Source organism: Leclercia adecarboxylata (genome assembly GCF_035787115.1).
GTDB classification, from domain to species: domain Bacteria; phylum Pseudomonadota; class Gammaproteobacteria; order Enterobacterales; family Enterobacteriaceae; genus Enterobacter; species Enterobacter adecarboxylatus_E.
Genome location: NZ_JALKTL010000004.1, coordinates 86449 through 103160 on the forward strand (window position 1 = coordinate 86449; position 16712 = coordinate 103160).

Annotated in this window: 1 protein-coding gene and 1 pseudogene; both read left to right on the forward strand. The window is 64.5% G+C overall.

Translation table 11 applies throughout. The annotated features are described in order from the left end of the window. Nucleotides 1-556: 556 nt before the first annotated feature. Nucleotides 557-7894, forward strand: a pseudogene (locus MXM41_RS22850) (Ig-like domain-containing protein); the annotation flags it as partial. Further along, a complete protein-coding gene (locus MXM41_RS22855) occupies nt 7892-16675 on the forward strand; it encodes a BapA/Bap/LapF family large adhesin (protein WP_418936793.1) in 8784 nt (2927 codons plus the stop codon). The pseudogene MXM41_RS22850 and the gene MXM41_RS22855, both read left to right, overlap by 3 nt. The last annotated feature ends 37 nt before the right edge of the window (nt 16676-16712 follow it).

The window sequence follows — 16712 nt, forward strand, 5'->3', positions numbered from 1 at the left end:
TCAAAAACTCCTCATGAATATATCATATGCACTATTACATTCACTCTCACTGAATTATTTAGATAGCCACACTGAAATATCACCCAAAGTAATCACCTCTGTCTGAATATACTTATCCTTTTAAATTAAATACAAAAAAACGGAACACCGCTTCGCTTCAAAACCCCACACAGGCCGCACCGTGCCTCATGCCGACATATTAACCTGACAATTAATAACGTTTTAAATCTCGCTAAACGCTTATTAACCCGTACTGAATTTGCACTTCTGATACTTTCTGGCTATATCAAATTTAGTCAATCATAAATTCTTACCATTATTAACGACAAGGATTTTACCGCCGAAAAATATATTCCCAACCGCATTACCTCTTAAGTAACAAAGGCTATATGTCGCTGCCACCATAGCTGTATCGGCAGCTTGTAATCACTTTTAAATAATTACCCAGGGTCATTGTTTGAAATAAACAATATCCCTTCGGGTGGCGCTTAATCTGCTGAACAGAAATGGCTAAAACTGCACACCATTTCTCTGCACTCTGCCGGGAGTAATACACATGAGCAAAATCACTGTCACCTCCAAACTGACGCATGTGGAAAGGGTAACAGACGGGTCTCAGGTGACGCTGAGCGACGCCTCCATCGTAAAGATCCACGCCGGGCGGGCCGACATTCTCGAGTACGACCGAAGCGGTAATGACCTGATTGTTAAGCTGACCGATGGCGAAACCATTACCGTCAAAAATTTCTTCGTGGGTGGCGATAATGGCATCAGCCAGCTGGTGCTGGAGGAGGACAACGGGGCGCTGTGGTGGATTGCCGACCCAATGGCAGGGGAAAGTTACCAGTCGATTGCTTCCATTGACGCTCTGCTGGCGGGCACCACTACCGCGTCCGCGGGTGAAGCGGCGATTTGGCCCTGGGCGCTGGGCGGCGTAGCGGTGGCCGGCGGCATTGCGCTGGCCGCAGGCGGTGGTGGTGGCGGCGGTGGTGGCGGAAGCGACGGTGATGGTGGCGGTGATAACGGTAATGGCGGTACCCCTCCCCTGCCGGGCACCGACCCGAACGACACCACACCGCCAGGCGCACCGGGTAATCTCCGGTTCTCAGCAGATGGCACCCGCCTTAGCGGCAGCGCCGAACCTGACAGCACCATCACCGTTACCGATGCCGGTGGAAACGTTATCGGCCAGGGCCAGACCAACGGCAACGGCGAGTTCACCGTCGATCTCGGCAAGCCTTACACCAACGGAGAGACCCTGACCGTAACGCCGACCGACGGCTCAGGCAACGTCGGCCCGGGCACCCCGGTGACCGCCGCAGATACAACCCCACCCACCGCGCCGATCGTCGCGAGCGTGGTCGATGACGTGGGCAGCGTAACCGGGTCGCTCACCAGCGGCCAGACCACCGATGACGCCCGCCCGACCTTCAGCGGCAGCGGCGAGCCCGGCACCACCATCACCCTTTACGACAACGGCAACGCCATCGGCACCGCCCAGGTCAACAGCGACGGCAGCTGGACCTTTACCCCGACCACTGCGCTGGGCGAAGGGGCGCATGAAATAATCACCCGGGCCACCGACGGCGCGGGCAACACCGGCCCGGCATCCCCGGCCTTCAGCATAACCGTGGATACCCTCGCCCCGAACGCGCCATCCGGCGTGACGGTGAATGACACCACCGGTATAAATCAGGGGACACTTACCGCCGGGCAGAGCACCGATGCCAACCGCCCTTCCCTGAACGGCACCGGCGAGGTGGGCAGCACCATCACAATCTATGACAACGGTCAGGTCGTGGGCCAGGCCATCGTCGGCGCAGACGGCACCTGGAGCTTTACCCCGGAAACCCCGCTGGCGGAGGGGGCCCACTCTCTCACCCTGACCGAGACCGATGTGGCGGGCAACACCAGCCCCGCCTCCACCCCGTTTGACTTCACCGTCGACCGCACGCCACCGGCCCTGCCGACCATCAGCCAGATCCCCGGCGGTACCGAGGTCACTGGCACCGCCGAGGCGGGCAGCACCATCATCATCACCAACGGTGCCGGGGACGAGATTGGCCGCGGCACTGCCGATGCTAACGGTGAGTTCAGGGTAGAGCTTGACCAGGCGCAAAACGAGGGGGATACCCTTAACGTGGTGGCCGTCGATGCCGCCGGCAACCAGAGCCAGCCCGCCACCGCAGTGGTAACGGATACCATCCCGCCTGACGCGCCAACCGACCTGCAGATCTCTGCGGACGGCGCGACCGTCACCGGTAAGGCGGAAGCGGGTAGCACCATCACCATTCGCGACGGCGACGACGTGATCGGCAGAGGGATCGCTGACGCTGACGGCAACTTCGATATTATTCTTACCACCCCACGGCAAAACGGTGAAGCGCTGGCGGTAACCGCTACCGACGAGGCGGGCAACACCGGGCCGGAAGGCAGCGTGATTGCACCGGACGTCACCCCGCCGCAGGCGCCGGTTATCACAAGCGTGGTGGATGACGTGGACGACATCACCGGCGTGGTCAGGGACGGGCAGGTCACTAATGACACCCAGCCGCTCATCACCGGCACCGGTGAGCCGGGGACCACCATTTACATCTACAGCGGCGAGGATCAGGTTGGTTTTGCCGAAGTGGACGCCGACGGCAACTGGTCTACAGAGCTGCTGCTGATCGACGACGGCGGCTACGTCCTGCGGGCGGAAGCGGTGGACCGTTACGGCAACCACAGCGACCCGTCCAACACCTGGACCATCATCATTGATGCCACCGCGCCGGGCACACCGGCCATCTCGCAGGTGATCAACGATCTGCCTGGCTCCGCCGGGGTCATCTCTGACAACGGCACCACCAACGATAACCGCCCCACCCTCTACGGCACCGGTGAAGCCGGAGCCACCATCAGCATTCGCGTGGATGGGGTGGAAGTGGGCACCGCCCTTGTAGGCAGCGGCGGCGACTGGAGCTTCACCCCCGCGACCGCCCTTGAGGAGGGTCAGCATGACATCACGGTAGTGGCGAAAGATGCCGCCGGGAATAACAGCGTCGCCTCTGGCGCCTTCACGCTCACCATCGATACCACCGCGCCTGCCGTGCCGGTCATTACCCTGGTGGAAGATAACACCGGCAGCGTACAGGGCGAGGTGGAAGCCAATGTTCCTACCGACGAAACCCGGCCGGTGATCTCCGGCACCGGCCCGGCAAACGCGCAGATCAGCCTCTATGAAGGCACCACCCTGCTGGGCACCACCACCACCAATGCAGACGGCATCTGGAGCCTGCGGCTGGCGACCCCGCTGGGGAACGGCACCCACGTTATCACCGCCACCGTCAGCGATGCGGTGGGCAACACCGCCACCTCCGACAGCTTTAACCTGGTGGTGGATACGCTGGCGCCAGGCACCCCGGCGTTACCCGAAATCACCGTCAACCCTGACGGCGGCGAGGAACAGATCCTCACCTCCGGCGGCAGCACCCGCGACACCACCCCAACCCTGAGCGGTACCGGCGTTGAAGGGGATGTGGTCACCATCTATAACGGCACCACCCCCATCGGCGAAACCACCGTACAGCCGGACGGGACCTGGACCTGGACCCCGCCAGAAGGACTGCCAAACGGCACCTACGATCTCAGCCTGACCGTGACCAACAAAGACGGCGCGGGCAACGAGAGCGCCCCGTCGCAGCCGGTGAGTATTACCATTGATACCGACGCCCCGGATCGACCCGACGCGCCGGTCATCACCGATAACGTCAGCGAAATTACCGGCCCGGTGGGCAACAACGGCGCCACCAACGACACCCGTCCGGTGCTGAGCGGCACCGGCACGCCGGACGACATCATCAGCATCTACGACCAGACCGCAGAGGGTAACCTCAAGGTGGGCGAGGTGGTGGTCGACGTCAACGGCAACTGGAGCTGGCGCCCGGATGATGCGCTGGCCGAGGGGCAGCACGGCTTTACCGTGATCGCCACTGACGAGGCAGGTAACGCCTCGCCGGTCTCAAACACCGTCACCGTCACCGTCGACAGCGTTCTGCCAGAGACCCCGGTTATCAGCAGCGTGGATGACATCCCGGCGGGCGGCAGCAGCAACGGCAATACCCCAACCGTCACCGGTAGCGGCGAAAACGGCACCACCGTTATTCTTTACAGCAACGGCGTGGAGGTCGGGCGCGGGCAGGTCACCAACGGCAGCTGGAGCATCACCACGCCGGAGCTGAACGATGGCCCCACCACCCTGACCGTGGCGGCGGTGGATGCCGCCGGGAACCTCGGCCCGGTGGGCGGCGACTTCGCCCTCACTATCGACACCGTTCCGCCGGTGATACCGCAACTTCTTGAGATCGAAGACAGTACCCTGACCGATGGTCAGCTGTACTTAAAGGAATCCACTACAACGCTGAGCGGCACCGGGGAGCCGCTCAGTACCATAACCGTGCTTATCGACGGAAATGCCGTTGGAGAGGTGCAGACCGACGCGCAGGGTGCATGGACGCTGCCGCTGCCTGAGGGCACCGTTCTGTCAAATGACAACCACGCCATCTCCCTTGTTGCGCGCGACGCGGCGGGCAACACCAGCGAAAGCACGCCGGTGAGCCTGATCGTTGATACGCTGCGGCCGGACGCGCCGGTGGTCACCGGCATTGTCTCCGGCGGTACGCCGCTGAACGGCACCGCCGAACCGGGCTCCACCATCACGGTAACCAACGGCAGCGTGGTGCTGGGCACCGGCATCACCAACGCCCAGGGGCAATTCTCGGTCGCCCTGACCCCACCGCAAAGCGACGCGGGAACCCTGACCCTGACTGCCACCGACGTGGCGGGTAACACCAGCCTGTCGGGCAGCTATGACGTCCCTACCACCCCAGCTCTGCTGGAAGCTCCGGTTATCGACACCATCCTTGATGACAACGGCACTGACGCCGTTAACGTCAAAGGCGGCAGCTCCAACGACGCCACCCCAACCCTGACCGGTACGGCCATTCCGGGCAGCGAAGTGAATATTTACCTGGACGGCGGCACCACGCCGCTGGGTACCGTCACCGCCGACGCCACCACCGGAGCCTGGTCCTTCCCGATCGAAAACGAGCTGGCAGAAGGCAACCACAGCTTCAGCGCCACCGCCACCGCTGACGGTCAGACCAGCGGCCAGTCGCCGGGCGCGACGGTGAATATCGACCTCACCCCGCCGACCGCCCCGGCGTTTGGTAGCGTGGTGGACGACGTGGGCACCGTGTCGGGGGCCATCGTCAGCGGCACCCCGACCAACGATGACCTGCCCACCTTCAACGGCACGGCCACCCCGGGGGATATCATCACCCTCTATTCGGGCGACACCGTGCTCGGTACGGCAACGGTGGGTAACACCGGGGCCTGGAGCATTACCCTCGCCCAGCCGCTGGATGATGACACCTACAGCCTGACCCTCACCGCCACCGATCCGGCGGGCAACGAAAGCTCACGCTCGGAAGCCTTCTCCCTGATCGTGGACACCACCGCGGGCGAAGTCGTCATCACCGGCGTTAACGACAACGTCGCTGACGGCGGCAGCACCAACGACAACACCCCTACCCTGACGGGTACCGCGGAGGCCAACAGCAGCGTCGCCATTTATGACGGCATCAGGCTGATCGGCACCGTCACCGCCACCGACACCGGCACCTGGAGCTTTACCCCCACCAGCGTGCTGGCGGAAGGTCAGCACATCTTTACCGCCACCGCCACCGACAGCGCGGGCAACGTCACCCCGATTTCCGGAGCCTACATCCTGTTCGTGGACATGACCCCACCGGCCACCCCGGTGATTGTCAGCGTCAACGATGACGTGGAGGGGAGCACTGGCCTGCTGACCAACGGGCAGGTCACTAACGATGTGCGTCCTGAACTGACCGGCACCGGCGTGGCGGGCAGCATCGTGCATATTCTGGATAACGGCCAGGAGATCGGCACCGCCGTAGTCAGCGACACCGGCAACTGGAGCTTTACTCCGACCAGCGATCTGGCGCCGGGGGCGCACGACCTGCGCGTCAGCGCCACCGATGCGGCGGGCAACAGCTCGGGCACCTCGCCGATCTTTACGGTGAACGTGGACACCGCCGCCCCACTGGCGCCGGTACTGCTCACCGCCGTGGATGATGTCGGCGACGCCACCAGCATCCTTGCGAGCGGCGATACCACCAACGACGCCCTCCCGACCTTTACCGGTACCGGCGAAGTGGGGGCCACGATCCAAATCATTGTTGACGATCGGGAGATCGGTACCGCGGTGGTCAACGCCGCGGGCAGCTGGACCTTTACCCCTGAGGAGCCTCTCGGCGAAGGCACCCGCAGTATCACCTTCACCGCCACCGACACCGCCGGAAACACCGGCCCTGCCAGCGATCCGTTTATTCTGACGGTGGACACCGTGGCGCCTGAAGCCCCGGCGGTGACATCAGTCAGCGATAACGTCGGCGCTATCCAGACGCCGATCACCACCTCCGGCCAGACCACCGACGACACCACGCCGACCCTGACCGGCAGGGCCGAAGCCAATGCCTCGGTGGACATTTATGACAACGGCGCCCTCGTCGATACCGTGCAGGCTAACGACGCGGGCGACTGGAGCTGGACCCCGGAGGAAGCGCTTACCAACGGTAGCCACACCTTTACCACCCGCGCCACCGACGCGGCGGGCAACCTCAGCGAGGCCTCGCCGGGCTTCACCCTGATTGTCGATACCGTTAAGCCGGTGGCTCCGGTGATCGCCCTGGCCCAGGACGACGTCGGCCCGGTAACCGGCGCGCTCACCAGCGGAAGCAGCACCAACGACAACCTGCCGGTGCTCACCGGTACCAGCGAACCGAACGCGCAGGTGCAGATCTTTGAAGACGATATCCTGCTCGGCACCGCTACCGCCGATGCCAGCGGCAACTGGTCCGTTACCCTCACCGGGCCGCTCAGCGATGCGGAACACACCTTTACGGCAGTGGCGACCGATGCGGCAGGCAACGCCAGCGATCCGTCCGCCAGCTTCACCCTGACGGTGGATACCCAGCCACCAGCGGAGCCGGTGCTGGTCTCGGTCACCGACGACGTCGGCACCGAGGTGCTGCTCGACAACGGCCAGCTGACCAACGACGCTACCCCGACACTGCGCGGCACGGCGGAAGCCGGCACCACGGTGAGCATTTACGACGGCACCACCCTGCTGGGCACCGCCCTCGTCGGGGATGACAACGCCTGGACTTTCACCCCGCAGAGCCCGCTGGGCGACGGGGAGCACACCCTGACGGTGACCACCACCGACGCGGCGGGCAACGTCAGCCCGGCCACCGATGGGTTTGCGATCACCGTGGATGCCACCGCGCCGCTTGCGCCAGCCATCGTCTCAATTGTGGATGACACCGGTTCGGTACAGGGGCCAGTCCTCAATGGCAACCCGACCAACGACACCCGTCCGACCCTCAACGGCACCGCCGAAGCGGGTTCCATCGTGCGCATTTACGACGGCGACATCCTGGTGGGCGAGGTGACAGCCAACGCCGAGGGCCAGTGGACGCTGGACCAGACCACCACCACCCTCACCGACGGAGAGCATAACTTCACCGCCACCGCCACCGACCTGGCGGGCAACATCAGCCCGGCATCGCCGGTGACGACCATCACCGTTGACACCATCGCCCCGGGGGCTCCGGGCAGCTTTACTGTGCTGAACAACGGCGGCACCCTTACCGGCCAGGGCGAAGCGGGCAGCACCATCACCGTGCGCGATGGCGATACGGTGATCGGCACCGGCGTCGTCAACGACGACGGCAGCTTCTCCATCCCTCTCACTACCTCGAAACAGAACGGGGAGCTCCTGACGGTGACGGCGACCGACCCGGCCGGGAATACCGGGGCGGAAGGTCAGATCGTCGCCCCGGATACCACGCCGCCTGCCGTGCCGGTCATTACCGACGTGGTAGATAACGTGACCGACTATACCGGCACCGTTACCGACGGGCAGACCACTAACGATTCAACGCCGCTGATCCGCGGCACCGGCCCTGCCAACGCCACTATTGAGATCTACAGCGGCACGGATCTGATTGGCACCACCCAGGCCAGTGCGGAGGGGACCTGGGAGATCCAGCTCACCGACGCTCTGCCTGACGGCGGCCACGTGCTGACGGCGCAATCCGTTGACGCCGCAGGTAACAACAGTGCGCCATCCAACAGCTGGAGCATTGTGGTGGATGCCACCGCGCCGGAGGCGCCGGTCATAACCCAGGCAATCAACGATCTCTCCGGCAGCCCGGTTGCCATCACGAACAACGGCGCCACCAATGACAGCCAGCCGACCTTCAGCGGTACCGGGGAGGCGGGCACCACCCTCAGCATCCGGGTGGATGGTCAGGAAGTGGGCACCACGCAGGTGGGGGCGGGAGGCGAATGGACCTTCACGCCGCCAGTCGTTCTCGGTGAGGGGCTGCGCGTCATCACCGTGGTCGCGAAAGATGCCGCCGGAAACACCGGCGAGCCATCGGCGGCCTTTAACGTCACCATCGATACCGTACCGCCAGCCGCCCCGGTCATCACCCTGGCCGAGGACACCACCGGCAGCGTCACCGGTGACGTGGTCAGCGGCCAGCCGACCGACGAAAACCTGCCGCTGATCCGCGGCACCGGCCCGGCGAACGCGCAGATTACTCTCTATGACGGCACTACCCTGCTCGGCACCGCCACCACCAGCGCGACGGGCGCATGGAGCGTGCAGCTCACCACCCCGCTCGGGAACGGCACCCACGCCCTGACCGCCACGGTGAGCGACGCGGCGGGCAATACCGCCCTCTCCAACACCTTTAACCTGGTGGTGGATAACGTGCCGCCTGCCACGCCGGACACCCCGGCGATCACCGTTAACCCTGATGGCGCAGGCGAAACCACCCTCACCGGCGGAGACAGCACCCGCGATACCACCCCAACCCTGAGCGGCACCGGGAATGAGGGCGATCTCGTTACCATCTACGATGGCACCACCCCTATCGGCGAAACCACCGTGCAGCCAGACGGGACCTGGACCTGGACGCCGCCTGCGGATCTGCCCAACGGCACCTACGATCTCAGCCTGACCGTCACTAACAGCGACGGCGCGGGCAACGAGAGTGCGCCATCCCAGTCGGTGAGCATCACCATCGATACCGACGCGCCAGACGCGCCGGAACTGCCGGTGGTGACGGATAACGTCAGCGATATCACCGGCCCGGTTGGCAACAACGGCGCCACCAACGACACCCGTCCGGTGCTGAGCGGCACCGGCACGCCGGACGACATCATCACCATCTATGACCAGACCACAGCCGGTAACCTGTCGGTGGGCGAAGTGGTGGTCGACATCAACGGCAACTGGACATGGCGTCCGGACCAGCCGCTGACGGAGGGCAGCCACAGCTTCACCCTCACCGCCACCGATCCGGCGGGCAACGTCTCGCCGGTATCCGGCACCATGACCGTAACCGTGGACAGCACCGTGCCTGAGATCCCGGTTATCAGCAGCGTGGATGACAACGTCGGGCCGGTCACCGGCAACATTCCGGCGGGCAGCAGCAGCAACGGCAATATCCCGACCGTCACCGGCACCGGGGAGAATGGCACCACGGTTATTCTTTACAGTAACGGCGTGGAGGTCGGTCGCGGGCAGGTGACCAACGGCAGCTGGAGCATCACCACGCCGACGCTGAGAGATGGCCCCACCACCCTGACCGTGGCGGCGCTGGATGCCGCCGGCAACGTCAGCGAGGCGGGGGGCGACTTCACCTTCACCATCGACACCGTACCGCCGGCGATCCCGCAGCTCACCGGCATCACCGACAGCACCCTCGCTGAGGGCCAGCTGTACGCCAACAGCAGCACCCCGACCCTCAGCGGCACCGGGGAACCGCTCAGCACCATCACTGTTCTGGTCGACGGACAACTGCTGGGCGAGGTGCAGACCAACGCCGAGGGCCAGTGGTCGCTGTCAGTCCCGGCCGGTACGCCGCTCCCCGATAACCCGCACACCTTCACCCTGGTGGCGAGCGATGCGGCGGGCAACACCAGCGACGGCACGCCGGTCAACGTCATCATTGATACCCAGGCGCCGGGTGTGCCGGTGGTCACCGACATTGTCTCCGGCGGTACGCCGCTGAACGGCACCGCCGAACCGGGCTCCACCATTACGGTAACTGGCCCGGGCGGCGCGGTGCTCGGCACCGGCGTCACCAACGCACTGGGGCAATTCTCGGTCGCCCTGACCCCGCCGCAAAGCGACGCGGTCAGCCTGAGCCTGACCGCGAGCGACGTGGCGGGTAACACCAGCCAGCCGGGCAGCTATGATGTCCCTGCCACCCCAGCCCTGCCGGACGTACCGGTTATCGACGCCATCGTTGATGACAACGGCACTGAAAACATTAACGTTAAAGGCGGCAGCTCCAACGACGCCACGCCGACCCTGACCGGTACGGCGATTGCGGGCAGCGTGGTGACCATTTACCTCGACGGCAGCACCACACCGCTGGGCACCGTCACCGCCGACGCTACCTCCGGGGCCTGGACATTCCCGATCGAAACGGCCCTGGCGGAAGGCAACCACAGCTTCAGCGTCACCGCCACCGTTGACGGCCAGACCAGCGGCCAGTCGCCGGGGGCAGCGGTGAATATCGACCTCACTGCGCCTGCGGCGCCTGCGCTGGGCACGCTGGTGGATAACGTCGGCCTCGTCACCGGGGCGGTGGTGAGCGGCAGACCAACCGACGACAGCCAGCCAACCCTGAACGGCACGGCGACGCCGGGCGATCTCATCACTATCTACTCCGGTGATACCCTAATCGGTACCGTACCGGTGAGCGCAACCGGGGCGTGGAGCTTTACCCTGCCTGAGGCGCTGGATGATGGCACCTACAGCCTGACCCTGACCGCCACCGATCCGGCGGGCAACGTCAGCCCGCCGTCGGCACCGTTCTCGCTGGTGGTAGATACCCTCTCCACTGCGCCGGTTATCACCGGAGCGAACGATGACGTCGGGCCGGTTACCGGCAACGTGGCCAGCGGCGGCACAACCAACGACAACACCCCAACCCTGTCCGGTACGGCAGAAGCGGGCAGCAGCGTCGCCATCTATGAAGGCAACCGCCTGCTGGGCACCGTAGAGGCTAACGCCGACGGGATCTGGAGCTTTACCCCAACGGTGGTACTGGCGGAGGGGCTGCACAGCTTCACCGTTATCGCCACCGACCTGGCGGGCAACGTCAGCCAGCCGTCCGGGGCATATACCCTGACCGTGGACATGACGCCACCGGCCACCCCGGTGATTGTCAGCGTCAGTGACGACGTGGCGGGCAGCACCGGCCCGCTGACCAGCGGCCAGCTCACCAACGATGCGCGCCCGGAACTGACCGGTACCGGGGTGGCGGGCAGCATCGTGCACATTCTGGATAACGGCCAGGAGATCGGCACCGCGCTGGTGGACGGCACCGGCAACTGGCGCTTTACCCCCGACAGCGACCTGGCTCAGGGGCCGCACGAGCTGCGCGTCAGCGCCACCGATGCCGCGGGCAACCTGTCGGGCACCTCGCCTGCCTTCTCGCTGAACGTAGATACCGTCGCCCCGCTGGCGCCGGTACTGGCAAACGTGGTGGATGACGTTGGAACGATCACCGGAACGGTAAACAACGGCGGCGTGACCAACGACACCCGTCCGACCTTTAACGGCACCGGCGAAGCGGGCTCGATTGTGAGTATTCTGGTAGACGGAGAAGAGGTCGGCACCGCGGTGGTTAACGCTTCAGGCAGCTGGACCTTCACCCCGGACACCGCCCTCGCCGAGGGGCTGCGCAGCGTCACCTTTACCGCTACCGATCCGGCCGGAAACACCGGCCCTGCCAGCGGGGCCTTTACCCTGACGGTCGACACCACGGCACCGGCGGCACCGGCCATCGTGGCTGCCGCCGATAACGTGGGCAGCATCCAGACGCCGCTCACCGTCTCCGGCCAGGTGACAGACGATTCGACCCCAACCCTGACGGGCAGCGCCGCCGCTAACGCCACGGTGACCCTCTTTGACAACGGCGTCGCGCTTGGCACCGTACAGGCCAGCGCCACAGGGGACTGGAGCTTTACCCCTGAGGAGGCCCTCGGCAACGGCAGCCATACCTTCACCGCCCGCGCCACCGACGCGGCAGGCAACCTGAGCGAAGCCTCGGCGGGCTTCACGGTCATTGTCGATACCGTTAAGCCGCTCGCGCCGGTAATCGCCCTGGCGCAGGACGATATCGGCACCGTGACCGGGGCACTCACCAACGGTCAGCGCACCGATGACACCCTGCCGGTGCTCACCGGCACCAGCGAGGCGAATGCCCGGGTGCAGGTCTTTGAAGGCACCACGCTGCTGGGCACCGCCACCGCGGATGCCAGCGGAAACTGGTCGATTGCGCTGACCACGCCGCTCACCAACGACACGCACAGCTTCACGGCGGTGGCGACGGATGCGGCGGGCAACGCCAGCGATCCGTCTGCCGTCTTCACCCTGACGGTAGATACACAGCCGCCAGCGGTGCCGGTGCTGGTGTCGGTAGTGGATGACGTTGGCGCAGTGGTCACGCTCACCAGCGGTCAGCTGACCAACGATGCGAAACCGACCCTCAGCGGCACGGCGGAAGCGGGCTCAACGGTGAGCGTTTACGACGGCGACCAGCTGCTCGGCAGCGTGGTGGCCGACGCCAACAACGCCTGGAGCTTTACCCCGGCTAACCCGCTGGCCGACGGCCCGCACACCCTGACGGTGACCGCCACCGACGCGGTGGGCAACGCCAGCCTGCCGACCGCTGGCTTTACCGTTAACGTCGATGCTACCGCCCCGACCGCGCCTGTTATCACCTCGGTGGTGGACGACGTCGGTACCATTCAGGGCCCGGTCGTCAACGGTAACCCAACCAACGACACCCGTCTGACCCTCAACGGCACCGCCGAAGCGAACAGCGTGGTGCGCATTTACGACGGCACCACTCTGGTGGGCCAGGTGACAGCCAACGCTCAGGGGCAGTGGACCCTGGCGCAGACCACCACCACGCTCACCGACGGGGTACATAACTTTACCGCCACCGCCACCGACCCGGCGGGCAACCTCAGCCCGGCGTCACCGGTGACCGCCATCACCGTTGATACCGTCGCTCCGGGGGCGCCGGGCGGCTTCACCGTGCTGGAGAGCGGTGGCCGGGTGAACGGCCTCGCTGAGGCGGGCAGCACCGTCACCATTCTCGGCACCGACAACGTGACCGTGCTGGGGACCGGCGTCGCCGACGCCACCGGGCGCTTCAGCATCGCTCTCTCCACGCCGCAGGTTAACGCCGAGGTGCTGCACGTCTTTGCCACCGACCGGGCCGGTAACGCGGGCCTGACGGTGGATCTGCGGGTGCCGTACTCGGTGATCCCGACGCCGCCGGTCATCACCAGCGTCAACGACAACGTGGGCAGCATCATCGGCAATCTGCTTAACGGCCAGAGCACCGACGACACCACCCCAACGCTGACCGGGACCGCGCAGCCGCTCTCCACCATCACCCTGTATGACAACAACGTGCTGTTAGCCACGGTGACCACCAACAGCGCCGGGGTCTGGACTTACACCCCGACCGTGCCGCTGGGTAACGGCTCCCATGCCTTTACCGCCACTGCGGGCAACGCGGTCGGCACCAGTCCGGCCACGCCGCTGAGCACGGTAATTGTCGATACCGTTGCGCCGGGCACGCCGCAGGGAACCTTCAACGCTGACGGCAGCGTGCTGAGCGGGACTGCCGAAGCGGGCAGCACCATCACCCTGCTGCTGAGCGATAACAGCGTAGTAACCACCACTGCCAACGCCCAGGGCAGCTGGAGCTACACCTTCCTTGATAAGCAGTCTGAAGGGGAGCGGATCACGCTTTCCGCCACCGACGCGGCGGGCAACACCTCCGCCACCGGCACGGTGGTTGCGCCAAACCTGCCGCTGTCCGCCAGCGACAACGTGGTGGGGCTGGACCTGACCACCAACGCCACCGTCAGTACCGCCCAGTACAGCGACTACGGCGTGCAGCTGGTGGGCGGCGTCGGCAACGTGCTGTCGCTGCTGGGGGATAACTCCGCCCAGGTGACCTTCACCGTACCGACCGGCGGCAGCGCGGATATGACGATCAACGCCAGCGCCACCGGCATCGTGCTCTCCCTGCTTAATACCCTGGAGATCATTGTGCAGCGCTGGAACGGCAGCACCTGGACCACCGAAGTGGATACCGGCCTGCCGCAGTTCGCTAACCTGCTGACGCTGGGCGCCAGCGGCGTGACCCTGGATCTGACCGGCCTGCCGGGCGGGCAGTATCGGGTGCTGAGCTACAACACCAACCTGCTGGCGACCGGGTCCTACACCAGCCTGGATGTGGATGTCACCCAGACCACGGCGGGCACCCTGACCGGCACGCTGGTGCAAAACGGTAACGTCATCACCGATACCGATCCGGTAAGCGGCAGCGACAGCGCCCCGAACGGCACGGTAGTGACCAGCGTCACCAACGCCAACGGCCTCACCGTGAACGTGGCGGCGGGTGAGGCGGGCACCACCATCAACGGGCTGTACGGCACCCTGACCCTGCACGCTGACGGGAGCTACACCTACACCCTGACCAATACCAGCGCCTCGGTGCTGGGCCGGACCGATACCTTCACCTATAACATCACCGGGAAAGGGGCCACGGACGACGCCCGCCTGGTGATCACCCTGGGTGAGAACACGGTGCGCAACAGCGTGACGGCGGTGGACGATACCGCCAGCCTGACCTTCGGGACGGAGGTGCAGTCTATCGACTACGGTCCATCGAGCCAGAGCGGCTTTACCGTAGTGGGCGTCAACCTCGGTAACGTGCTGAACCTCAACCTGCTCGACGATCGCAGCGAGACCATGAAGTACAGCGTGGAGGAAGGCACCACCCGCACCATGACCATCCAGGGTTCAGTGGGTGGGGTTGCGCTGGCCTCGGTGTTTGACCTGTATATCTACAAGTTTAACCCGGCGACCCAAAGCTACGAACGGATGCGCACCGAGGCGGGCTGGCTGCGCGCGCCGCTGCTGGGCGGCACTTCGGCGCCGCTGACGCTGACCCTGCCGGCCGGGGAGTATCTCTTCCTGATGAACACCGCGGCGGGGATCACGGTGCTCACCGGCTACCAGATCAACATTCTGGAAGACCATGTCTATGCCGTCACCAGCACCACCACTGAGGCCATCACTGGCGACGTGCTGCAGAGTGACATCGCGCCGGCAGGCACCCTTGTCACCCAGGTGAATGGCGTTGACGTGAGCGCCACCGGCACCACCAGCATTGAGGGGCAGTACGGTACCCTGGAGATCGACGCCCAGGGCAGATATACCTACACCCTGCGGGAGGGGGTGGGCGCCGATCTTATCAGCACCCCGGACTCCTTCATCTACACCGTGACGGCACCGAATGGCGACAAGGACACCGCCTCGCTGAACATCACGCCAACGCCGGTGGCGCTGGATGCGGTGGACGACGTCAGCGATGCGCTGGCCTTCGAAACGACGTCGCAGGTCGCAGCCTATCGCGATGATACTGTGGGTAACGCCACCTGGAACGCCGCCCTGCTGGCCTCAACCTCCGGCAGAGGCAGCGGCACCTTTGTGGTGGCGGCCAACACCGCCCTGCACGACATCGTGCTGCACTTTAACGTCGCCTCTCTGCTGTCGCTGGGCGGCCTGAGCGTGAACTGGTCCATTACCCAGGGAGGTGTCACCTACGACAGCGGTTCATTCCGGGGGGGCATCCTTCTGGGTGGCGTAGCGACTATTAACCTCGGCGGACTGGATCTGGACGCCGGGACCTACACCCTGAGCTTTACCGGATCGATGGGCCCGCTGGGATTAGGGGCGATCTCCATTACCCCTTACGTCACCGGCACCACGGTGTTCCTTAACAATGAGCTCACCACTGCGGGCCACACCGTCACCGGCAACATCTTTGACGGCTCGGATTCGGGCGGCGTGCTGGATCAGCTGCACTCGGTGGACAGCCGCCTGAGCATTACCGGCTATAACGGCACCACCACTACCCTGGATCCGTACACCACCGCCACGGCCACCGCCACCGTTCAGGGGCATTACGGGGTGCTGACCATCGGCGTGGACGGGGCTTACACCTACACCCTGAACAGCGGCGTCTCGCTGGCGTCCATGACTACGAAGGAGACTTTTACCTACAAACTGACCGGCGATAACGGCACTACTACCGACACCGCCACCCTGACCATCGACATGGCACCGCAATTTGTCAGCTCGGAGCATAACGATACCTTCACCGGTAGCGCCTATGGCGACACGCTGATTTACGAAGTGCTTAACAGTACGGCGGGTAACAGGACGGGCGGCAACGGTGGTAACGATCACTGGACCAACTTCTCACTGGAACAGGGAGACAAGATCGATATCAGCGATCTGCTGGTGGGCTGGAACGGGGATAACGCGACGCTGGGTAACTATTTGCAGGTCACTAACAGCAATGGCAATACCGTGATCTCTGTCGACCGGGACGGTGCAGCAAATAATTACACCAATACTACACTTGTAACACTGGATAACGTTCAGACAACTTACGAGGAGCTGGTTAACCAGAATCATATCATTACCGGATAGCGCTAATAACAAGACCCGGGCGCTCGTCGCCCGGGCT